At 70.2% G+C, this 22346-nt stretch carries 15 protein-coding genes; 11 read left to right on the forward strand and 4 right to left on the reverse strand.

Annotated features, from left to right (window positions below; translation table 11 throughout):
* Positions 1–67 precede the first annotated feature (67 nt).
* The 3 genes from ABJF88_17330 to ABJF88_17340 all read left to right on the forward strand — a co-directional run bounded on the left by ABJF88_17330 (position 68) and on the right by ABJF88_17340 (position 4644).
* On the forward strand, positions 68–1624 hold the full coding sequence (locus tag ABJF88_17330) for a family 10 glycosylhydrolase (protein ID MEP0548701.1): 1557 nt from the start codon (positions 68–70) through the stop codon (positions 1622–1624).
* 87 nt (positions 1625–1711) lie between these two features.
* Complete coding sequence (locus ABJF88_17335; GenBank protein MEP0548702.1) at positions 1712–3742, forward strand: MFS transporter; 2031 nt, start codon at positions 1712–1714, stop codon at positions 3740–3742.
* Complete coding sequence (locus tag ABJF88_17340; protein MEP0548703.1) at positions 3739–4644, forward strand: GNAT family N-acetyltransferase; 906 nt, start codon at positions 3739–3741, stop codon at positions 4642–4644. The genes ABJF88_17335 and ABJF88_17340 overlap by 4 nt, the downstream gene beginning before the upstream one ends.
* A gap of 7 nt (positions 4645–4651) precedes the next feature.
* Here ABJF88_17340 and ABJF88_17345 read toward each other — a convergent pair whose 3' ends face one another.
* The gene (locus ABJF88_17345) at positions 4652–7771 is read right to left on the reverse strand and encodes a fibronectin type III domain-containing protein (GenBank protein MEP0548704.1); all 3120 of its coding nucleotides are present in this window, start codon (positions 7769–7771) and stop codon (positions 4652–4654) included.
* Positions 7772–8032: 261 nt separating this feature from the next.
* Here ABJF88_17345 and ABJF88_17350 point away from each other — a divergent pair, with 261 nt between their 5' ends.
* From ABJF88_17350 to ABJF88_17360, 3 genes are read left to right on the forward strand one after another with little or no spacing between them, the layout of a single operon-like run.
* Positions 8033–9817 carry a glycoside hydrolase family 3 protein gene (locus ABJF88_17350; protein ID MEP0548705.1) on the forward strand — a complete coding sequence of 595 codons (1785 nt, stop codon included), beginning with the start codon at positions 8033–8035 and terminating at the stop codon, positions 9815–9817.
* A 20-nt stretch (positions 9818–9837) separates the two neighbouring features.
* Positions 9838–11790 (forward strand): glucosamine-6-phosphate deaminase, encoded by a 1953-nt coding sequence (gene nagB / locus ABJF88_17355; protein MEP0548706.1) that lies wholly within the window; start codon positions 9838–9840, stop codon positions 11788–11790.
* Entirely contained in the window at positions 11787–12725 is a 939-nt protein-coding gene (locus tag ABJF88_17360; protein ID MEP0548707.1) for a BadF/BadG/BcrA/BcrD ATPase family protein, read from the forward strand. The genes nagB and ABJF88_17360 overlap by 4 nt, the downstream gene beginning before the upstream one ends.
* Here the strand turns inward: ABJF88_17360 and ABJF88_17365 are convergent.
* Both ABJF88_17365 and ABJF88_17370 read right to left on the reverse strand, forming a co-directional pair.
* Entirely contained in the window at positions 12703–13737 is a 1035-nt protein-coding gene (locus ABJF88_17365; protein MEP0548708.1) for a dihydrodipicolinate reductase, read from the reverse strand. The two genes, ABJF88_17360 and ABJF88_17365, sit on opposite strands and share 23 nt — an antisense overlap.
* Positions 13738–13775: 38 nt before the next feature.
* Positions 13776–14687, reverse strand: a complete 912-nt coding sequence (locus ABJF88_17370; GenBank protein MEP0548709.1) for a serine hydrolase — start codon at positions 14685–14687, stop codon at positions 13776–13778.
* Positions 14688–14888: 201 nt separating this feature from the next.
* On the opposite strand from ABJF88_17370, the gene ABJF88_17375 reads away from it, so the two are divergent.
* Together ABJF88_17375 and ABJF88_17380 are read left to right on the forward strand one after the other, a co-directional pair.
* Complete coding sequence (locus tag ABJF88_17375) at positions 14889–15221, forward strand: hypothetical protein (protein MEP0548710.1); 333 nt, start codon at positions 14889–14891, stop codon at positions 15219–15221.
* A 422-nt stretch (positions 15222–15643) separates the two neighbouring features.
* Positions 15644–18313: a T9SS type A sorting domain-containing protein gene (locus ABJF88_17380; GenBank protein MEP0548711.1), complete on the forward strand. Its 2670-nt coding sequence runs from the start codon at positions 15644–15646 to the stop codon at positions 18311–18313.
* Positions 18314–18323: 10 nt separating this feature from the next.
* Here the strand turns inward: ABJF88_17380 and ABJF88_17385 are convergent, their stop codons facing one another.
* Positions 18324–18641, reverse strand: coding sequence for a hypothetical protein (locus ABJF88_17385; GenBank protein MEP0548712.1), 318 nt, complete (start codon positions 18639–18641; stop codon positions 18324–18326).
* Positions 18642–18777: 136 nt separating this feature from the next.
* Here ABJF88_17385 and ABJF88_17390 point away from each other — a divergent pair, with 136 nt between their 5' ends.
* The 3 genes from ABJF88_17390 to ABJF88_17400 all read left to right on the forward strand — a co-directional run bounded on the left by ABJF88_17390 (position 18778) and on the right by ABJF88_17400 (position 22341).
* Positions 18778–19383 carry a hypothetical protein gene (locus ABJF88_17390; protein ID MEP0548713.1) on the forward strand — a complete coding sequence of 202 codons (606 nt, stop codon included), beginning with the start codon at positions 18778–18780 and terminating at the stop codon, positions 19381–19383.
* Between the two features lies 1 nt (position 19384).
* Entirely contained in the window at positions 19385–20089 is a 705-nt protein-coding gene (locus ABJF88_17395) for a DUF1990 family protein (protein MEP0548714.1), read from the forward strand.
* 323 nt (positions 20090–20412) lie between these two features.
* Entirely contained in the window at positions 20413–22341 is a 1929-nt protein-coding gene (locus ABJF88_17400) for a nucleoside-diphosphate sugar epimerase/dehydratase (protein ID MEP0548715.1), read from the forward strand.
* The last annotated feature ends 5 nt before the right edge of the window (positions 22342–22346 follow it).

Genomic DNA, 22346 nt, shown 5'->3' on the forward strand with positions numbered 1-22346 from the left:
CCCGTCGAGGGGCGCTCGCTCCAGCGACCCCGGCTCGCCGCACTTCCTTCACCCAGACGACCGCTTCGTGCGACACCTCCGCTCTCTTAGCCTCTCCGTTCTTTTACTCAGCCTCGCGGGACTCGCCGGGTGCTCCTCCACGCGCCCGCCCGCGCTCGACCTCGACGGGCCCGCCGTCGTGCCGCCGCTGCCGGACGTGCAGCGCGAGTTCCGTGGCGCGTGGGTCGCCACGGTCGACAACATCGACTGGCCGACGCGGCCGGGGCTGTCCACGGCCGAGCAGCAGGCCGAACTCCGCGCGCTCCTCGACCGCGCCGTCCTCCTCAACCTCAACGCGATCGTCTTCCAGATTCGACCCACCGCCGACGCGTTCTACGCCTCGCCGCACGAGCCGTGGTCGGCGTACCTCACGGGGCAGCAGGGGCAGCCGCCGGAGCCGTACTACGACCCGCTCGCCTTCGCCGTCGAGGAGGCGCACCGGCGCGGGCTCGAACTCCACGCGTGGTTCAACCCGTACCGCGCCTACCACCCGACGGCAAAGGGCGAGCTCGCCGCGAGCCACATCAGCCGGACGCACCCCGAGGTCGTGCATCAGTATGGTGATCTGCTGTGGATGGACCCCAGCGAGCCCGTCGTCGTCGACCACAGCCTCCGCGTGATCCTCGACGTCGTCGCGCGCTACGACATCGACGGCGTCCACCTCGACGACTACTTCTACCCGTACCCCGTCACCGACTCCCTCGACCAGACCGTGCCGTTTCCCGACAGCACGAGTTGGATGCGCGCCGTCGCAGAGGGCAACACGCTCAGCCGCGACGACTGGCGGCGGCAGAGCGTCGACCGCTTCGTCGAGCGGCTCTACGACGAGGTGAAGGCGGCGAAGCCGTGGGTGAAGGTCGGGATCAGCCCGTTCGGGATCTGGCGGCCCGGCTACCCCGCGTCGGTCACGGGCTTCGACGCCTACGCCGCGATCTACGCCGACGCGCGCAAGTGGCAGCAGGCCGGCTGGGTCGACTACTTCACGCCGCAGCTCTACTGGTCGATCGACAGCAAGGGGCAGAGCTATCCGGCCCTCCTCGACTGGTGGGTCGAGCAGAACACCCAGCGCCGTCACCTCTGGCCGGGCAACTACATCAGCCGCGTCATGTTCGAGGGGCGGAGCGCGTGGGAGCCGGGCGAGATCGTCGAACAGGTCCGCGTGACGCGCGCACGGCCGGGCGCGACGGGCAACGTCCACTTCAGCATCAAGGCGCTGCGCGACACCGTCAGCGTGCTTGGCGAACAACTCGCCGCCGAGGTCTACGGGGCGCCCGCGCTCGTCCCCGCCTCGCCGTGGCTCGACGCCGACGCGCCGGGGGCACCAACCCTCGCTATCGAGCGCGCCGCCGACCTCCTCGCCGTGGCGATGACGCCGGGCGACGACGAGCCCGTCTGGCTGTGGACCGTCCGCACGCGGCACGGCGCGACGTGGACCGTCGACGTGGTGCCGGGCTGGCAGCAGATGCATCCGCTCGCGCGAGGCACGAACGGGGAGGCGCCGGACGAAGTCGCCGTGTCGGCCGTGGACCGCGTCGGGAACGAGGGGCCGGTGGCGCGGCTGCGGCTGAACCCGACGATGCCGTAGTCGATACCGTCGCGCCGCCGTCGCGCGTTGTTCTAACCTCCAGATCCGGCCGTAGCTTCAGGCCCCCTCTCCCAACTCCCAAGTCTGATGCAGCCTCCCGCCGCCTCGCCGAAGCCGCCCAAGCGGAGCCCGTGGTTCTGGGTCCCGAGCCTCTACTTCGCCGAGGGGATCCCCTACGTCGTCGTGATGATCGTCTCGGTGATCATGTACAAGCGGCTCGGGATCTCGAACACCGACATCGCGCTCTACACGAGCTGGCTCTACCTGCCGTGGGTGATCAAGCCGTTCTGGAGCCCGGCCGTCGATGTGCTCAAGACGAAGCGGTTCTGGACCGTCATCATGCAGCTCTTCATCGGCGCGGGCTTCGCGGGCGTCGCCCTCACGCTGCCGACGGAGCCGTTCTTCCAGTACACCCTCGCGTTCCTCTGGCTCCTCGCGTTCTCGTCCGCCACGCACGACATCGCCGCCGACGGGTTCTACATGCTCGCGCTCTCAGAGCACGACCAGGCGTGGTTCGTCGGGATTCGCAGCACGTTCTACCGGCTCGCGATGATCACGGGGCAGGGCCTGCTCATCATCCTCGCGGGCTTCCTGGAGAGCGCGACGGGGATGCCGCCCGTCGAGGTCGACGTCCGCGCGGTGGCGGAGGCTCCGGCCGCTGCTGTCGCTCCGGTGCCGCCACCGCTCACGACCGATGCCGAAGAGCTCCGCCTCGTCCCGACGACGTCCGACCTCGCCGTCGAGATCACCCCGCGCGCGACCGACGAGGTCAACGCGCTCATCGCCGAGGCGAAGGCGGCGAACGTGGCCGCCGGGTTCTACGAGGCCGAGCAAACGATGGCCGAGGCCGAAGCGGAGGCGATGGAGGCCGGGTGGTGGCAGCGCGCGATTGTCGCCCCGCTTGAAGTGCTCCTCCGCGACTGGTTCGGGAAAGGCGAGGTCGCACCGTCGGCTACGGCGGGCAACGTAGCCGTTCTCGGGCTGCGGCTCTCGGGGCCCCTCCCGGCGGGCGAGACGGCCGTCGTCAACCTCCGGCAGTCGGGCGACAAGAGCATTCGCCTCGTCGAAGGCGCGCGGCTGGAGTTCACATCCGAGAACTGGGACACGCCCGCGCAGGTCGTCGTCCAGCTCGACCCCAAGCTCGACGCGCCGACGACGGGGTCGCTGGAGGCGCTCTCGGGGAATCTCCCGCTCGCGTGGGCGATCACGTTCTTCATCCTCGCTGGCGCGTTCATCCTCCTCATGCTGTGGCACCAGTATGCGCTGCCGCGCCCGGCGTCCGACCGGCCCGCCGTCGAGGGCGCGAGCGGAGCAGGGCTGATTCAGTACCTCGGCTTCCTCGTCCTCTTCATCCCACTCCTGTTCCTGTTGCTCGTCCCGATACTGATCTACGGGTTCGTCCGGCCGCGCGGCACCGGCCCGTGGGGCGACCTCTTCCGTCGCCTCCCATTCTCTGACTCGCCGTTCGCCGAGACGATCGTCTCGTTCTTCCTCAAGCCCGAGATCAGCGTGGCGATCGCATTCCTCCTGTTCTACCGCTTCGCCGAGGCGCAGCTCGTAAAGCTCGCCAGCCCGTTCCTGCTCGACACGGCCGAGGTGGGCGGGCTCGCGCTCACGACGGGCGAGGTCGGCTTCGTCTACGGCACCGTCGGCGTGCTCTTCCTCACGCTCGGCGGGATCCTCGGCGGGATCGTCGCAGCGCGTGACGGGCTCAAGAAGTGGCTCTGGCCGATGGTCATCGCGATCAACGTCCCGAACGCCGTGTACCTCTTCCTCGCCACCGTGCGGCCCGAGAGCTTCCTCGTCATCAACACGGCCGTCGCGGTGGAGCAGTTCGGGTATGGGTTCGGGTTCGCGGCCTTCCTGCTGTTTCTGATCTACGTCGCGGAGGGCGAGCACAAGACGGCGCACTACGCGATTGGCACCGGGCTGATGGCGCTCGGGATGATGATCCCGGGGATGTTCAGCGGCTGGCTCCAAGAGTTGATCGGCTACCAGGAGTTCTTCGTCTGGGTGCTCATCGCGACGATCCCGAGCTTCCTCGTCACCGCCCTCGTTCGCGTCGATCCCGAGTTCGGCAAGAAAGAAGACGAAGTCGAAACCGTCGAGACCGCATGACGCTCCGCCCGATCCGCCGCGCTGACACTGAGGCGCTCCGCGCGCTCTGGAATCGGGCCGCCGTGCACGATCCGCTCTCCGCGCCACTCTTCGACGAGAAGGTGTGGGACGACCCCGGTTTCACGCCGGATCTCGCCCTCGCCGCCGACGCCGCCGGCGAGATCGCGGGCTTCGCGTTCGGCGTCGTCCGGCCGAGCGACGACGGGCCGCGCGGCGTGATCAAGCTCCTCGCCGTCGCGCCGGAGCGGCAGCGCGAAGGGATCGGTACGCGCCTCGTCGAGGCGCTCGAAACGGCGATGCAGGCGGCAGGCGCGACGGCGATCCGTCTCGGCGAGTCGCCGCCGAACTACCTCTCGCCAGGGCTCGATCCACGCTACACGCGGGCCCTCCTGCTGTTCGAGAAGCGCGGCTACACCCGGCTCCGGGAGGCCTACCACATGGCCGCTGACCTCGCCGGCCAGACCTTCGACACGGACGCGGACGAGCAGGCGCTCACCGCCGACGGCATCACCGTCCGCCGCGCGGCGGGCTCCGATCAGGAGACGGTGATGACGTTCCTCGACGAACACTGGCCGCCGTGGAAGGCCGAGATCGGCCGGACGTTCGCGAACGACCCGGTCAGCCTCCACCTCGCGTTCGAAGGCGGCGCGGTGCTCGGCTTCTCGGCCTACGACGCCAACAACGTCGGCACCGGCTGGTTCGGACCGATGGGGACCGCGCCCGCCGCGCGCGGCCGGGGCGTCGGCGCCGTCCTGCTCAAGCGCTGCCTCGCCGACATGAAGGCGCAGGGCCACGCGACCTCGACGATCCCGTGGGTCGCGCCGATCGCGTTCTACGCCCACCACGTCGGCGCCGAGATCAGCCGGCTGTTCTACCGCTACGAGAAGAAGCTAGGCGGCTGACGTTCGCTCACGGCGACGGTGGCAGCGCGAGGGTGCGGAGCACGGCCTGCATTACGGCGTCGCGGTCGTCGCGCGTGCGGATGGTCTCGAAGGGGAAGCCGAAGATGACGCGCGGGCACGCGCCCCGGCTCGCGACGGCCGCGCTCATGTTGTTCTCGGCGTAGCGGAGCACCGTCGCGCCCGTGCTGTCAGCAGGTTCGATCGCGTCGGGCGCCTCGGCGGCGTACACGTCCGGGTCGAAGTCGGAGACGAAGTCGAGCGTGGTGCCGTCGGGCAGGAGTACATCGTTCGGGCTGACGAGGCCGCCGGTCGTCACGGCGTGGTCCGTCCGCCACCGGATGCCGAGGGTTTCGCGGGCGAACGCGGAGCCGGGCGCGTCGTCGGGCTGCCCCTCGAACACATCGGTGCCGACGTACGAGCCGGAGACGAAGAGGCCGCCGCCGCCGTCGCAGAAGCGGCCGAGCGCGTCGCGCAGCGGTGCGGGCAGCGCTTCGAACTGCGGCGGGCGCGTCGGCTTCGGCCACGGCGTCGTCTTCTGCTCGCCGAGGATGAGGTCGAGCGCGCGGTACGGCGCGGCGTCGACCGTGCCCGCTGCGAACGCCGCCGCGCTCGTCGAGGCGAAGGCGACGCCCGCCGCGCGGAGCGACTCGCCGTGGAGGAGCGGGAAGTCGAACGTGTTGCCGGGGAGGACCGTCGTCTCCCTATCGCCGTAGCTCGACCCCCAGCCGGGGGCGTCGTCGTCGGTCCACGGATCGTTCCGGTCGAAGTTGAACTGGTTGCCGGTGAAGTTCAGGTCGTAGCGGTCGGGCACGCCCTGGTCCTGCCAGTGTGCGAACCCGGCGAGCGAATCGGTCTCGACGACGGCAGGGGGGGCGATGCGGTCGAACCCGTTGACGACGAGCACGGGGCCGCCGCCGCTCGGGAGGTGGAGCACGGCGAGCGTCTCCGACGGCGCGCTCTCGCCCCCGGCGTTCGCGGCGGCCACGCGGTACGAGTAGATCACGCCCGGCTCCAGCCCGCGCAACGTCACCGCCGTACCGTCCACGACGCGGCCGTTGTCCCAGCCGCCGCGCTCGACGCGCGTGTAGACGACGTAGGCCGTGGCGTCGGCCGTCGGTTCGAGCGGGTCGGGCGTGGGCTGCCAGCCCAGCGCGACGCCGTCGGTGCCCGCGAGCGTCGCCTGGAAGTGGGAGACAGGGAGGGGCTGGACGACGTACGCCGTCCCGTGCTGCGTCGCGAGGAAGCGGAGGACTGCTTTATAGATCGAGCGGCTGACGTCGAACCGGAAGCGCGGGTCGAGGGCGAACTTCATGTCGAGTAGGTTCTGCTGCGAGAGGAGTTCGAGGAGCGCCGCCGGGACGTTCGGGCGGACGGCCTCGCTGTAGTCGCGGTCCCACAGGCTCCGCCGGTTCCAGACCGGGTCGTAGAGCGCTTCGATGTCCTCGACGAGCTGGGTCTGGAGAAGGTCGGCGAAGTCGCGGTTGGCGAGGCGGGAGACGCCGTCGGGGAAGAACTTCGCGGGGTCGTCGCTCTGCCGCTCGGCGCGGGGCGGGATCGGGCGGACGGTGACGGGCGGCGCGTCAGCTGCGTCAGCGCCTTCCGTACTGTAGATCAGGAGCGTGCCGATCGTCGTGTCGGACCGGGTGATGCCGGCGTCGGTGTGGAAGGCGAGGGAGAGGTCGATGGGGATGCCGAGGCCAGGCGTCTGCCGGTCGCGGTTGGGGCCGAAGGGGGCGCCGCGGAGGTAGTTCACCCACTCGCCGCGCCCGCGGTAGTCGTCGGTGTAGTCGTTCTCGCCGCCGGAGAGGCTGTAGACGAGCGAGTCCGGCATCCCGTCGGTCTGCATCGCGTAGCGCGCCGCCTCGACCCACCGGGGCCGCCCGCTCGCGTGTCCGCCGCGCGCCACGATCCCCATCCCGCCGCCGAAGCGGACGGCGTCGGCCGAGACCGCGCGGCCCGGCGTGGCGCTCGCGTTCGTGAGGACGACGCTGCCGGACGCCGGATTCCGCCCGGCCTCGAAGCGGAACGTGCCGAGGTAGACCCACGTCCCGCCGCCGATCTGCTGGTTGACCTCGAAGCGCGTCGCGCCGCCGGCGTGGTAGACCGTGTACGCGGCGTCGGTGACGTTCCCCGGATCGCGAGCGTAGGCGACGCGGACGGCGTAGTTGCCGGTCTCGGGGATGGCGGGCGTCCACCGGATGCCCGCCGTCGAATCGGCCGAGGCGCGGGCCGCGCGGTGCGTGCCGAGTTGGAAGGGATTGACGCCTTCGGTGTAGGGCGGCGCGCCGACGGCGAAGCCCGCGCCGTCCGCTGTACGCCACGGTCCGGCTTCCGCGTAGCTCGCATCCGGGCCGTCGTTGTCGACGATCACCTCGTGCGTCTGCAGGTCGCGCTCGCGGGGGAGGAAGACGGTCGAGCCCGCCCGCTCCAGCATCGGCACGAGGTAGGGCTGCGTGAACGAGAGCGGGATCAGGTCTTCTACGGTCCGAAAGAGTCGCGCGCGTTGCCACTCCCACCGGTCCAGCTTGGGCTCGTAGTACCAGCCGTGGCTCGGCCAGAGCGCGACGTAGCGCCCGTCGAGCCCGGCCGTCGGCGTCCACGCCCGGTCGAGCGCGCGGACGAGTGGGGCGGGGCGGGCCTCGTTCCGTGCGAGCCGGGCGCGGTCGAAGTCCGAGGCGTCGGCGCGGTAGTAGTTCGGGACGAGGGCTTCGACGGGCGTCTGCTTCGACCACAGCCGGAGGTCGTAGCCGGGGAAGAACGGGCCGAGGCGGTCGCGGACGAGGGCGTGGAGCGCGTCCACTGTGGCGGGCCGGAACGGGCGGTAGGCGAGGGCCTCGTTGAACCGAATGTCGACGCGCCGCGCGTCGGCGTCGATGGCGAGCGTGTCCACGTCCGTGCCCTGAGCGAAGTCGAACGCGCAGCCGTCGCGGGCGCAGGATGCGAGCAGGTTGGCGAGGGCGGCGCGGCTTTGCGCGCGGGCCTCCGCTTCGGAGAGCGCGGGTGCGGAGGCGGGAGGCGGAACGGCAGCCGGGCGCGGTCCGGCGCAGCCTGCGACGAGGAGGAGGCCGAGCAGGACGGGAGCGAGCGGCGTGCGAGCGACGGACGTGCGGAGGGGGGAGGGGCGCATCGGGAGGGGGATGCCGAAGGGGCGAAGTGAGGACGGCGGAAGGCACGTGGAAGGTACTCGCCGAGCGCGTACGAACGCCATCGGCAGGTCCAGGATCGCAAAGTGTCGGCCGGGTGATTTTGCGATGGAAGCCCTCGGAATCTCTCCCTCCGTTGGTCGTCGTTGGCTACTTTCTGTTGCCTGCCGCGTGCCATGCCTGTCATTGCAGGGCGGCCTTTCTCGAAGGCCGCTCGCATCTCGCCCCGCTTCACGCCTCCACCCGTGCCCGCCTCCTCTCCCATCTCATCACCTCGGCCGATTCCCTCGCCGGGCCTCGCGGCGACACCCTCTGCGGTAGGGCAGGAGTGGGTCGAGCGGACGCTCGCCGCGCTCACGCTGCACGAGAAAATCGGCCAATTGCTGATGCCGTGGGTGGGCGGCGAATACGTCGCGCTTGACTCGCCGGAGTTCGACCGGATCCGGGCGTGGGTGGAGGAGGACGGTGTCGGCGGGCTGATCCTCTCGATGGGGTTGCCGCACAGCTATGCGGCGAAGCTGAACGCGGCGCAGGAGCGCGCGGCCGTCCCCCTCCTCGTCGCCTCGGACATGGAGAACGGGGCGGGGATGCGGCTCGCCCGCTCATACGCCCTCCCGACCCTCCTCACGCAGGGCGGGGCGACGGTCTTCCCACCGCTGATGGCGTTCGGCGCGACCGGCGACGAGACCCTCGCGGAGCGGCTCGGCGAGGTGATGGGGCGCGAGGCGCGGGCCGTCGGGGTGCACATGACGTTCGGGCCGGTGCTCGACGTGAACTCGAATCCGGCGAATCCGATCATCAACACGCGCTCGTTCGGCGAAGACCCGGAGGCGGTGGCGCGGCACGGCCGGGCCTACATCCGCGGCGCCCGCGCCGCCGGGCTGATGACGACGGGCAAGCACTTCCCCGGCCACGGCGACACCGACACCGACTCGCACATCGAACTCCCGACGATCGGCGTGGACCGCGCTGCGCTCGACGCCGTGCACCTCCCGCCGTTCCGCGCGGCCATTGACGAGGGCGTGGACGGCATCATGACGGCGCACATCGCCGTCGTCGGCGTCGAAGGGCCGGACGCGCCGCCGGCGACGCTCTCGCCGTATTTCATGACAGACGTGCTGCGGAACGAACTCTGCTTCGACGGCCTGCTCTTCACCGACGCGCTCAACATGGGCGGCGTGGCAAACCGCTACGGCGCGGCCGAGTCCGCCGTGCTCGCGCTCGAGGCGGGCGCGGACGTGCTGCTTTATCCGATTGACGTGCGCGGCGCGGCCGAGGCCGTCGCTGACGCCGTCGTCTCCGGCCGGATCAAGGAAGCACGGATCGACCGCTCCGTCCGCCGCCTGCTCTCGGCAAAAGCCCGCGCCGGATTGCACGAAGAACGGCTTGTTGCGCTCGACGCCGTGGACCGCGCCGTCGGCGTGCGGGCGCACCACGCCTTCGCGCGGGAGGTGGCCGAGCGCTCCCTCACGCTCGCGCGTGACGCCGACGGCCTCGTCCCGATCCCGGCCGCCGCCCGCCGCGTGCTCTCGATCACGTACGCCGAGGCCGACGACCTCCTCGCCGGCCGCGTGTTCGACGGCGTGCTGAGCGCGGCTGCAACGGACGGGGTGGGGCGGACCGTCGCCTCCATCCGCGCCGACGCCCGGACGATGCCGCACGAGATCGAGGCGTTGCGAGCGCAGGCCGAAGACGCCGACCTCGTCGTCGTGTCGATGTACGTCTCGCCCCGGAACTACCAGGGCTCGGTGGCGGCCGAGGGCGCATTCTCCCGTTTCGTGGAGGCCCTCGCCGCGAGCGGCACGCCGACCGTCGTGGTATCGTTCGGGAGCCCGTACCTGCTCAGCGGCTTCCCCTCGGTGTCGACCTACCTCCTCGCGTGGGGCGGCGAGGAGGTCAGCCAGCGCGCGGCGGCGCGAGCCCTCCTCGGGGCCGCTGCCATCGGCTGCCGGCTGCCGATCTCGCTCCCCCCGTTTCACGAAGCCGGCGAAGGCCTCGCCCGCCCCGCCGTGCTCGACCTTCCTCTCTGACCCTCAACGCTGAGACCCTCATGGCCCACAACTCCAGCTCGAACGCAACGGCGTGGCGCAGCCGCGAAGAGAAAGTGCCCGTCGTCATCGCCGAATACGACGAGATCGCGCACATCGTCGCCCGCCGCATCGCCGAGGTCATCCGCGACAAGCAGGCCGCCGGGAAGCCACCCGTGCTCGGCCTCGCGACGGGGAGCACCCCCATCGGCATCTACCGCGAGCTGATCCGGATGCACCGCGAGGAGGGGCTCGACTTCTCCGACGTCGTGACGTTCAACCTCGACGAGTACTACCCGATGCGGCCGGAGAGCATCCACAGCTACCACCGCTACATGTGGGAGAACCTCTTCGAGCACATCGACATCCGCCCCGAGAACGTCCACATCCCCGACGGCGCGCTCCCCCGCGAGGAGGTCGAGGCGTTCACGGCGGACTACGAGCGCAAGATCGAGGCGGTCGGCGGGATCGATTTCCAGCTCCTCGGCATCGGGAAGACGGGCCACATCGGGTTCAACGAGCCGGGCTCGGGGATGGAATCGCGCACCCGCCTCATCGCGCTCGACACGGTCACCCGCCGCGACGCCGCCGCCGACTTCTTCGGCGAGGACAACGTCCCCACGCAGGCGATCACGATGGGCGTCGCGACGATTATGGCGGCCCGCGAGGTCGCCCTCATCGCGACGGGTGAGCACAAAGCGCAGATCGTCCAGCGCGCCGTGGAAGGATCGATCAACCCCGATATCGCGGCGACTTACCTCCAGAAGCACGAGAACGCGACGTTCTACGTGGACCCGCCCGCCGCCGCCGAACTGACGCGCATCCACACGCCGTGGATCGTCGGGGAGGTGACGTGGACGCGGGAGCTGGAGATCCAGGCCGTGATCTGGCTCAGCATGGAGGTTGGGAAGTCCGTGCTCAAGCTCGACAACCTCGACTACCGCGAGCACCACCTGTCGTCGCTGATCGCGCGCTACGGCGCGGCCGGTCCCATCAACGGCGAGGTATTCAACGCGCTCATCGCCAAGATCCGGGGCAAAAGCAAGCTGCCTGCCGGCAAGCGCATCGTCGTCTTCTCGCCGCACCCCGACGACGACGTGATCTCGATGGGCGGCATCCTCAACAAGCTGCACCAGAACGGCAACGACATCACCGTTGCCTACCAGACCTCGGGCAACATCGCCGTGTTCGACCACGAGGTCCGGCGCTACCTCGACTTCCTCCGCCGCTTCGGGAGCAGCAGCCCGGAAGGCGCCGCGCTCGTCGAGCAGATGGAGGAGTTCCTCGACACGAAGAGCCCGGGCCAGGTCGACATCGAGGCGGTGCAGGAGATGAAGCGGGCGATCCGCGAGGCCGAGGCCGTCTCGGGCATCGAGACGTTCGGGATGACGCGGCACCAGGCCCGCTTCCTCAACCTCCCGTTCTACCAGACGGGGAAGGTTCGCAAAGACCCCATCGGCCCGAAGGACGTGCAGATCACGCTCGACCTCCTCGACGAGACGCAGCCCGAACTCGTCTTCGTCGCGGGCGACCTCTCCGACCCGCACGGCACGCACCGGATGTGCCTCGAAGCCGTCCACCGCGCGCTCGATGCGTACACCGGCCCGGCCCCGCAGATCTGGTACTACCGCGGCGCGTGGCAGGAGTGGCGCATCGCGGAGTCGGACGTGCTCGTGCCACTCTCCGAGGACGAACTCCGGCTGAAGATCCTCGCCATCTACAAGCACCAGTCGCAGAAGGACCGCGCGCCGTTCCCCGGCCAGGACGACCGCGAGTTCTGGCAGCGCGTCCAGGCTCGGAATACGAACACGGCGCGGATCGTGGACCAACTCGGCCTGCCGGAATACTTCGCGATGGAGAGCTACGTCGTGCGCCAGAACGGCGAGCCGATCGAAGAGGAGATGATCTCCACGAGCGCACTCGGCCGTCCCCGAGAGGAGGCCGCGGAGGCTGTCGCGCAGGCGGAGGAGGCGTGACCGAGCCCTACGTCATCGGGATCGACGGCGGTGGGACGCGCACGACGGTGGCCCTCGCTGACGCACATGGCGAGCTTCTCCGCCGCACGGGCCCGCCGGGGCTCGTCGACCCGCGCAACCCGGCGGCCAGCGCCGACGTGCTCGTCGCGCTGATACGCGAGGCGAGGGCGGAGGCTGGCGTGGACGGTCCGGCCGCCGCGCTCTGCGCCGGCCTCGCGGGCGTGGGGAATGCCGCCGAGCGGGAGGTCGTCCGCGCCTCACTCGCCGCGCAGGACGTCGCCCGGCGCGTCGTCGTGGTAGGCGACGGGGAGACAGCGTTGGAGGGAGCGTTCGCGGGCGGCGCGGGCATCCTCGTCATCGCCGGCACGGGCTCGATCGCGTACGGCCGCAGTGAGGACGGCCACGTGGAGCGGTGCGGCGGGTGGGGCATGATCGTCGGCGACGAGGGGAGCGCGTACGGGACGGGTCGGGCGGCGCTCGTCGCCGCGCTCCGCGCCCACGACGGGCGCGACCCCGACTCGCGCCTGCTGCCCGCCGTGCTCGACGAACTCGGGCTGCGCTCGCCCGACGAGATCCCGCCGTGGGCCGGGCGGGCGGAGAAGACGGAGATCGCCGCGCTCGCCCCACTCGTCGCCCGCGTCGCCGCCGAGGGTGACGACCGCGCCGAGCAACTCGTGGCGACGACCGCGCAGGAACTCGCCCGGCTCGTAGCCGCGCTCGTCGAGCGGCTCGGGCCGTGGACGAACGCGCCGACGGTCGTCTACTTCGGCGGGATGTTTCGGACGCCGGGCTTCGCGCGCCGCGTGGATGACGCCATCGCGCAGGCGGTCCCCGGTGGCGTGCGGCGGCGGGAAGCGGCCGAGGACGCCGTCGGTGGGGCGCTGCGGATGGCGTGGGCGCTCGCCGAAGGCGTCACCCCTTCGCCGGGCGCGTAGCGAACGCGCGGGGTACGGGCAATTCGGCCATCGTCCGAAGCCCCGGCCGCGCCTCGCCGACGAGCGCGGCCGTGTTTACGAGCGTCGCCACCGTCGCCGTGTCGCCGAAGATGCCGCCCGGCACGACGAGCTCCACCGGCGGATCGCCCTCGACCCGGACGCGGTCGCGCGGGTCCTCGGCGCCGACGTACATCCGCAGATCGAGGGAGATCACCACCTCGCCCCCGACGGCCCCGGTGATCGAGTGCCGGATGCCCGTCACCGCGCCCTCTTCGACGGTGACGTGCGGCGTCCGGTGCGCCCGGTCGGCGATCATCGGCCGCAGCGATTCGTTGATCGCGTCGAGCGGCCAGCCGAGCCCGTCCGCGATCATCAGCAGGGATTCGCGGAGTCCGATGTGGCCGAATTTCCCCGTCGCCTTCTTCTCCTCGAAGTCGGCCTCGCTGATGCCCGCGCCGACCTTTCGCTGGAGCGGCCCGCGCCGCAGCCCCGCGTCCACGATCCGCTCGACGTGCACGCGCGACACGCCGACGCAGACGCCTGTGGCGGTGAGCGCGAGCGTATCCATCGCGTAGCCAGGGTTCACGCCCGTCCCGACGAGCACGACGCCCGCGTCCTCCGCCGCTTCATCGAGCTCGGCAGCGAGCGCGGGGTGGCGGTCGAAGGGGAACGACAGCTCTTCCGTCGAGGAGACGACATGGACGCCGGCGCGGACACAGCCGAGGAGTTGGTCGCGCACGCCCGGCAGGAACGACGAGGTCGTGTGCAGCACCACGTCCGGCCGGGCCTCGTCGAGCGTCCGCGCCGCGTCGTCGGAGACCACGATCCCCGTCGTTTCGCCGCTCCCGAGGAGGTCGCCCACGTCGCGCCCGACCTTCTGCGGGTCCACGTCGATGGCGCCGACGAGTTCGATCTGCCCGGTGTCGGCTTTCGAGAGGACGGTGCGGACACAAGCGAGCCCGATGGGGCCGAGGCCGTACTGAATGACGCGGAGCGGGGAGGACGTGAGCATGGGGAGCGGGTGCAAAAGTGGAAGGAAGAGCGGGGGATTCAGTCGTCGGAAAGAGGCGCGGGGCCTCGCAGCGTCGTGTGGACGACGCGTGCGAGCGCGGCTCCGAGTCGCGCCGAGCGGTCGTGGTCGTCGACGCCTTCGGTGAGGACGACGAGGACGTACGGCGGCGCATCGTCGGGATAGACGATCGCGGCGTCGTGGTGAATGCGCGTAATCTCGCCCGTCTTGTGGGCCACGCGGACGTCGGTCGGTAGCCCGGCCGGGATCATCGCGTCGAAGGATTGGTCGAGCAGGATGGCGACCATCGCGGAGTCGGCCGAAGGAGAGACGGCACGGCCCTCCATGAGGGCGAGGAGGAGCGTGGCGAGGTCGGCGGCCGTGGCCGTGTTGCTCAATCCCTGATCGAAGGCCTTGAGGTCTTCCACGCCGCGGAGCACGCGCATCCGCTCGGTGCCGAGACGCTCGATGGTCTGCTGGACGGAGTCGGCCGTGGCGTGCTCGATGAGGAGGTTCGTCGCGAGGTTCGACGAGTGCGTGATCATCCGGCGGAGGAGAGCCTGCACCGGCACGCGCTCGCCGATCCGTTCGTAGAGTGTGTCGTCGGAATCGTCTGTGATGGCGAAGGGCGAGCCGTCGACGATGGACCGGAATTCGTTGCGCACCGTAAGCGAATCGCCGAGCTGTTCGGTCCCGGCGCGGCGGAAGGCCTCGATCATCACCGGCACTTTCATCGTGCTGGCCGCGTGGAAAACACGCTCCGTGTTGATGTCGAACCGCGTGTCCGTCGCCGGGTCGCGGACGGCGACGGCGACGGTCGCCTCCGGGTAGTCCGCGAGGACGGCTTCGACCGCCGCGCGCAATGTCCGGTCGGTCTCGGCCGAGGGCGAGGCGGTGCAGCCGGTCAGCAGGGAGACCCCGAGCAGGAGCGCGAGGCGGGGGCGGCGGAGCATGGGTGGGCGGCGGCGAGCGGCGGGACGGGCTGGGGCGATGCGGGATGCCGCCGACGAATATAGCCGCCGCAGCGATCCGGTGGATGCCCGCCGCGCACGAACGGGACGACTCCCATCGCTCGCGGAGTCCGAAGAACCTCGCGGGCCAGCCGACGTTCTTTCCCCTCCTTCTCCCCTTTCGCAGCTCACCCTCGCCTTCCTATGGCCAAGCCTTCGTCCGACCCCCAAGCCATCGCCGACCGCATCGTCGATCGCCTGCAAGATTTCTTCCACATCGCCTCCGGCCCCAACGAGGACGGCACCCACTCCGGCTTCATCGTCGTCGATTTCGAGACCGGCGACATGGGCGACGGCGTCAGCGCGTCGAACTCGGTCGCGTTCCTCCCGTTCGACCTCTCCGACGAGGACGAGCCGACCGAGATCACGACCTCCGACGACTCCGACACCGCGGCCGACGCCGCTGAGGATATGCTGCAAGCGCTCCTCGATCTCATCGGCTCCGTCGTGGCCGACGAACTCGACAGCGAAGAGTAGGCGTTCGACTTCGCGGGCGGCGATCCCGTCGTCGACGCGCTCCACTTATCGCCCCTTGCTCTGTTGAGAAGCTCGAATGGATGTCATCCTGAGCGGAGGCCGCAGGCTGCAGACGAAGAACCCGTAGGGACTCGTCCCGAAGGCTCGGCGAAGCCCATCTTTCCGGGGAAGCCCGCAGCAGACTGTCGAAACTGTCTCCGCAGAGACCCCTCGGCTCCACTCCGTTCCGCTCGGGATGACAACGTAGAGAGCTCCTCAACAGAGCAATCTCCCCTCTGTCATCCCTGCTTGCGCGGCGGCGGCGGAGGGGTGATTGGTTTCGTAGCGGTGCGTACTTTGGGCGACCAGTCGAGCGCGTCGCCGGCGGCTCCGAGGGAGCGGGTGCCGGCCGTCGCCGTCCCGCCCCTCTCGTCGCTACCGCCATGCGCGTCACCGCCGCCTCGCCCGTTCGTTCGTCCTCGCCCCGCCCGCTGCCGATGCCTGCCCGCCGCGTAGCCTGGGCCGTCCTGCTGGTAGCCGTGCTGCTCGCGGCCTCGCCTGCGTTCGCGCAGTGGTCCGAAGACCCGGCGCAGAACCTCACGGTAGCGGATCGTTCCGAGGGACAAACGCAGCCCAAGATCGCCCCGACCGACGACGGCGGGTTCTACGTGAGCTGGTTCGGCGGCGGGGGTGACGGCTACGACGTGTACCTCCAGCGGCTCGACGCGGACGGCGTCGCGCAGTGGGCGGACGACGGCATCCGCGTCGCCGACCGCAGCTTCAGCTCGACGGAGGACTACGGGCTGGCGGTCGACGCGGACGGCAATGCGCTGCTGGCCTTCCGCGTGGCCGACGGCGACGGGCGGGCGCAGGCCGTCGCCAGCCTCGTCTCGCCCTCGGGCGACTTCCTCTGGGGCGAGCCCGGCGTGTTCGTCTCCGACGACCCGAGCGCGGCGGCATCGCCCCGCGTCGCAGGCATTCCGGGCGGCGGTGCCGTCGTCGCGTGGACGTCGTTCTCAAACGGCGGGATCGTCGTGCAGAAGCTCGACGCGGCGGGCGCTCCGCAGTGGGGGGCGGACGGCGTCAGCCTCAGCACGCCGACGGGGTTCTTCTTCCTCGCCGACCTCCACGCCGACGACGCGGGGAACGCGATCGTCTCCGGCTCGGCCCAGCTCTCGAACTTCGACCGGCGGCTGTGGGCGCAGAAGCTGGCCTCGGCCGACGGCGCCCCGCTGTGGGGCAGCGATCCGGTCGAGGTGTTCGACGGCAGCGACGGCGCGCTCCAGTTCGGCTACTTCCCGCCGTTCGTGCCCGACGGCAGCGGCGGGGCCGTCTTCGCGTGGTACCAGGTCGGCGGCATCGGCGAGGGGCGCGTCCGCGTCCAGCGCGTGCTCGCTGACGGCAGCGCGGCGTTTCCGCAGAACGGCGTCGAGGCCACCGCCGAGGCCGACCGGCAGCGTACGGCGCCGTCGGCCGCGTTCAATGAAGCCACGGGTGACGTGTTCGTGGTCTGGCCCGAGGAACTGCAGGTCGGGCAGACGCGCACGTTCGGGGTTTCGGCGCAGCGGATCGACGCGGCGGGCGCGCGGCAGTGGGGCGACGACGGGCAGCCGCTCGTCCCCCTCGGCGATGCGCAGGCGAGCCAGGTGAGCGCGCTCGCGCTCGGTGCCGGCGCCGTCTTCGCGTGGTCGCTCGGCTCCGCTCCCGCCCCGATGCAGATCGAGTCCGCCCGGCTCGACGCGGACGGCGGTTTCGTGTGGCCCGACGAGATCGTGCCGCTCAAGACAGCTGCCACCTCGAACACGCGGATGCGGGGCGCGCTCAGCAGCCTCGGTTTCGCCGCGTATGTGTGGGCCGACGACAGCGGCGACGGGTCGAACCCCGACGCGATCAAAGCGCAGAACGTCAGCGCCGACGGCGCACTCGGCCCCATCGAAACCTCCAGCCTGACGTACCTCTACGACGACGGCGACGGCGACACCAACCAGGGGCCGCCCTCGACCTTCGACCCGGACATGCTGTGGGGCAACTACTACCTCACGCAGCCCGGCGGCGAGATCCTCACCGAGATTTCCGTCGCCTTCGGCCCGACGTTCCCCTCGCTGGCTAATGGACCCGTTACGTTCTGGTTGCTCGACGATCCCGATGCCGACTTCGACCCGCGCAACGCGACGGCGCTCACGAGCGTCGAGGCCACGCCCGACGTGTTCAACGACAACTTCTTCACCGTCGGGATCCCGCCGACGCAGGTCAGCGGGGCCTTCTTCGTCGGCGTCAGCGCGCAGCTTCTCGGAGGGCAGGACCGCCCCGCCCGCGTCGACACCGATGCGGACGGCGATCGCTCGTGGTTCTTCTACGCGCCCGACATCGCTGCCGTGATCGACGACCTCGCGTCGGCGCCGTTCGGCACGCGGATGGACAACCCGGAGTTCGTCATCTTCCCCGGCGCGTTCATGATCCGCGCGACGGGGCAACTCGGCGAGGCCGTCGGTTCCGTCGCCTCCCTCGATGCGACAGAGGTGACACTCACGCTCGCGCCCGGCGAGACGGCGAGCGCCGGCATTTCGCTCTCGAACCTCGGCAACAGCCCGCTCGTCTACGCCGTCACCGTCGCCCAGCAGGAACCGGCCGGAGACGACAGCGCGCTCACGGTCGAGCCGGATTCCGGCAGCGTTGCGGCGGGCGTTAGCGAGAGCCTGACGCTCCTAGCGGACGCGGCGACGCTCACCGAGGGGACGTACACGTTCGACGTGCTCATCGAGACCAACGACCCGCAGCAGCCGGCGTTGAACGTCGCGGTCACGCTCGTGGTGACGGGCGGGGTCGCGACGGAGGACGGAGCGACGCCGGGCGCGTTCGCGCTCCGCCCGAGCTATCCGAACCCGTTCGAGCACACCTCGACGGTCGAGTTCGACCTACCGCAGCGGGCGCACGTCACGCTCGCCGTCTACGACGTGACCGGCCGCCGCGTCGCCACGCTCGTAGACCGCGAGCTGGAGGCAGGGACGCACCGCGCGACGTGGGACGCGGCCGGGATGGCCGCCGGGACGTACCTCTACCGGATGCAGGCGCGCGCGTTCGCGCAGACGCACCGGACGCTCCTCGTGCGGTAGCCAAGCCTCGTCAGCGGGGCCCCATGAGCTTTACGACCTTGTTGTAGACGCCCATCGTCAGCAGCGTCGGCGCCCACATCCCGACGAAGCGGCTGACGTCGCGGCGGCCGGCGAGTTCGAGCACGAGCGAGAGCCCCATCGAGCTGAGCGCCGCGAAGAGGAAGACGTCGGACGGGATCTTCGCGGCCTGTTGCTCGATCACGCTCGTGAGCGTGCTCTCGGCGTGCTCGTCCCGCACGATGGGGGTCGGCTCGTAGGCGCGTTCGGATTTCTCGCGGGCGGGGTTCACGTCCTGCTGCGGCGAGGCAGCGTTCTCCTGGATCGGCATGGCGCGATAGGTTGGGGCTCGGCGAGAGGGCGGGCAGCGGCCGTCGGGAACGATTCGGAAAGCGGGCCTGTTCCTCCTCCCACGTCGCATCGGCGGCAGAGATACGATACCACTCACCGTACGATAGAGGGCAACCGTGGGCACAACGAAGGCACGCATCCGCGCGCTGTGGGCTGATGTAGTGCCCGCCGCTGAGGGCGTCGGGCCCCTTTTGCAGCGGGACTACTGGGCTGTCCTCGACGCGTGCCCGCTCTCTCCGTCGGAGGTGGCCGGCACCGTCCGCGAGCGGTTCCTCGACTTCCCTCCTGAGGACCTCGTCGTCTTCCGGCGTGCGAGCGGCGACGGCCCTTTAAACGTCGGGGACACGCTGGAAGTGGAGATTCGGATGGCGGGTACGACGGCGGTCCGCGTGCTCCACGTCGACGAGCAGAGCATCACGCTCGCGACAGCGGAGGGGCACCCCGAGGCGGGGCGGATCACGTTCGGCGCGTACCGGAACGGCCGCGCCGACGTCATCTTCCACATCCGTAGCCGCGCGCGGTCGAGCACGTCGGCGCACTACGCCGGCTTCCTCGCCCTCGGTGAAGCGATGCAGACCAAGACGTGGACCGACTTCATCGACCGCCTCGCGCACAGCCTCGCTGACGGCGTGATCGGCTCGATCTACGTCGAGACCTCCGAGGTCGAGGACGACGAGACCGATGCAGCGGACGCGCCCACGTTCACGGCGACGGGGGACTGAGATGGCGGAGTGGCGGATCGGGCGGGGTTGGACCGAGGCGGAGATCGCCGAGCGGCTCGTGCGCCTCCATGCGCTCGGGCGGAACTTCCCCGATCCGGTCGACGAGATCGGGCCAGAGCACGGGTGGCACGGCTACTACTCGGAGTCCGTCATCGCCCGCGTCGCGCCGGGGCCGCCCGAGGAGGACGGGCCGTTTCGCCGGGGCTCCGCCGCCATTACCGACTACGCCTTCTCCGACCCCCGCATCGTCATCGCGCACTTCGACCCGGACGCGGCATTGGAAGGGCGACGGATGCTGCTGGAGATGCGGGCGCTCCGCGCGTTGCACTACCTCGGCGGCGTCGTGGTCGGCGCCGTGCGTTCGGAGGTGGGGGAGGGTGAGAGCGTCTTCGGCTTCCGGTACGATACGCTCGAAGGCCACATCGAAGAGGGGGCGGAGTGGTTCCTCCTCACGAAGGACCACGCGAGCGGCGAACTCCGCTTCCGCATCGAGGCGTCGTGGCGGCCGGGCCAGTTCCCGAACTGGTGGAGCCGCCTCGGCTTCGCCGTCCTCGGCCAATATTACCAACGGGTGTGGCACCACCGCGCCCACGCGTTCATGGCCGAGTGGGTGCGCGTGCAGCCCGACGAGGGGGCGGAGGGCGAGCCGCTAGCCCACGCCGCCCCGGAGGTCGTGTTCGAGCGGTACGAGGCGCGCTACGAATAACCGCGTGCGGAATAACACCACGAGGCGCCGCCGGGACGCGCCGACCTGTCTAGTGTCGGGTGCCACAAAGACACGAGGCTCGGTAAATAGGGGGTGAAGCCCCTCGCGTGCGCTAAGGGTACCGGAGGCCGGACCGATAACGAACGAAGATTGCGCGCCCTTTGCCCGGGGCTGTGGTGGATCGGGGCCACGACCCATACCTTTTGCACATTGAACGCGGGCAAACCTCTTTGCTATTTGCGCGCTATACCTATCTTGTGCTTGTCTCTTAATATTACTGCACTTTGAAGACGCAACGCTCCCAGTATTCCCTGTTCCCAGCGATGGGAAATCGCCGCCGCGTGTGGATTAAGTACGGGGTCGACCTCGTCCTCTGGGTGCTCGCGACGCCGCTCGCCTTCCTCCTGCGGCTGGAGGCCGACGCAGTCGCTTATGTGGACGGAATGGTCGTCCTCCTCCTCATCGGGCTCCCGGTGAAGGCGCTGGCGGTGTACGCGATGCACCTGCCATGGCGGTCGTGGTACAAGGTGGGCCTTCGTGACCTCTCTACGTTGCTGCAAGGGGTAGCCGTGGTCACCGTGTTCCTCATGGGCGTGGCCGTCTTCCTCTCGCCCGTGGTCACGATCCCGCGTAGCGTCCCGCTCCTCGAAGCGATGCTCGCCGTGCTCTTCCTGAGCTTCGCGCGGATGGCGACGCGGATGCTCAGCGAGACCCAGCGCCGCCACGTGGCGGGCAAGCGGAAGGACGTACGGCAGGTGCTGATCGTCGGGGCCGGCGAGTCCGGGACGATGATCGCCCGCGAGATGCTGCGCCACCCGGAATCCGGGCTCCGCCCCGTCGGCTTCGCCGACGACGACCCGGGCAAGCAGAAGAAGCGGTTCCTCGGGCTCCCCGTGCTCGGCAAACTGGACGACCTCCCGCGGGTCCTCGACACGTACCGCATCAATGAGGTCATCATCGCCATGCCGTCCGAGGCCGGCAGCGTCATCCGCCGCGTCGTCGAGCACACGCGCCACGCCGACATCGACCACCGCATCATCCCGGGCGTGTACGAGTTCCTCAGCGGGCAGGTGGCGATCTCACAGATCCGCAAGGTCAACCTCGAAGACCTCCTCCGCCGCGAGCCCGTCCGGCTCGACGTGAGCGACATCCGCGGCTACGTCGAGGGCCGCGTCGTCCTCGTGACGGGGGCGGGCGGGTCGATTGGCTCCGAGATCGTCCGGCAGGTCGCCCGCTTCGGGGCGCGCCGCGTGCTCCTGCTCGGGCGCGGCGAGAACAGCATCTACCAGATCCTCGGGGAGTGCCGGCGGAAGTGGCCCGACCTCGACGTCCGCCCGCTCATCTGCGACGTCCGCGACCGCGAGCGGCTCAGCCACCTCTTCGAGCAGCACCACCCCGAGGTGGTCTTCCACGCCGCCGCGCACAAGCACGTCCCGCTGATGGAGGGGAACCCCGACGAGGCCGTGCTCAACAACGTCGGTGGCACGCTGAACCTCGCCGACCTCGCCCTCGCCCACGGCGTCGAGCGCTTCGTCAATATCTCGACCGATAAGGCCGTCAACCCTACGTCCGTGATGGGCGCGACGAAGCGCGTGGCCGAGTACGTCGTCGGCCGGGCGGCGAACTACGCCGAGCCGGGGCACAGCTTCGTCTCGGTCCGGTTCGGGAACGTGCTCGGGAGCCGCGGCAGCGTCGTCCCCCTCTTCAAGCAGCAGATCGCCGACGGCGGCCCGGTGACGGTCACGGACCCCGAGATGAAGCGGTACTTCATGACGATCCCGGAGGCCGCGCAACTCGTGCTGCAGGCGGGCGGGCTCGGGACGAACGGCCGCGTCTACGTGCTCGACATGGGCGAGCCGGTGAAGATCGTCGACCTCGCGCGCGACCTCATCCACCTCTCCGGCTTCGAACCGGACGTCGACATCCCGATCGTCTTCAACGGCATCCGGCCGGGCGAGAAGCTCTTTGAAGAGCTGCTCACGGCCGAGGAGGGGACGGACTCGTCGCGGCACGAGAAGATCTTCGTCGCGCGCAAACAGGCCGTCGAGGGGGGCGCGCTCGACGAACACCTGACCGTGCTCTTCGACGCTGCGCACAGCCGGGACCCGCTCGCGATCATGGAAGCCCTCGCCGCCATCGTCCCGACCCACATGCTCCCGATTCCGAACCGCTCCACCAACTCCGGCGACGGCGCCTCCGGCGACGGCGCGGCGGAGCCGGAACTGCTCGCATCCCCGACCCTAAGGGCCTGAGCCCG

This window comes from Rhodothermales bacterium, from assembly GCA_039944855.1.
Lineage (GTDB): Bacteria > Bacteroidota > Rhodothermia > Rhodothermales > JANQRZ01 > JBBSMX01.

Excerpts from the sequence above, each read along its gene's own strand:
- ABJF88_17375 (MEP0548710.1), top strand. The coding sequence starts at position 14,889 with ATGGCCAAGCCTTCGTCCGACCCCCAAGCCATCGCCGACCGCATCGTC.
- nagB (MEP0548706.1), top strand. The coding sequence starts at position 9,838 with ATGGCCCACAACTCCAGCTCGAACGCAACGGCGTGGCGCAGCCGCGAA.
- ABJF88_17385 (MEP0548712.1), bottom strand. The coding sequence starts at position 18,641 with ATGCCGATCCAGGAGAACGCTGCCTCGCCGCAGCAGGACGTGAACCCC.
- ABJF88_17345 (MEP0548704.1), bottom strand. The coding sequence starts at position 7,771 with ATGCGCCCCTCCCCCCTCCGCACGTCCGTCGCTCGCACGCCGCTCGCT.
- ABJF88_17365 (MEP0548708.1), bottom strand. The coding sequence starts at position 13,737 with ATGCTCACGTCCTCCCCGCTCCGCGTCATTCAGTACGGCCTCGGCCCC.
- ABJF88_17395 (MEP0548714.1), top strand. The coding sequence starts at position 19,385 with ATGGCGGAGTGGCGGATCGGGCGGGGTTGGACCGAGGCGGAGATCGCC.
- ABJF88_17370 (MEP0548709.1), bottom strand. The coding sequence starts at position 14,687 with ATGCTCCGCCGCCCCCGCCTCGCGCTCCTGCTCGGGGTCTCCCTGCTG.
- ABJF88_17335 (MEP0548702.1), top strand. The coding sequence starts at position 1,712 with ATGCAGCCTCCCGCCGCCTCGCCGAAGCCGCCCAAGCGGAGCCCGTGG.
- ABJF88_17400 (MEP0548715.1), top strand. The coding sequence starts at position 20,413 with ATGGGAAATCGCCGCCGCGTGTGGATTAAGTACGGGGTCGACCTCGTC.
- ABJF88_17380 (MEP0548711.1), top strand. The coding sequence starts at position 15,644 with ATGCGCGTCACCGCCGCCTCGCCCGTTCGTTCGTCCTCGCCCCGCCCG.
- ABJF88_17340 (MEP0548703.1), top strand. The coding sequence starts at position 3,739 with ATGACGCTCCGCCCGATCCGCCGCGCTGACACTGAGGCGCTCCGCGCG.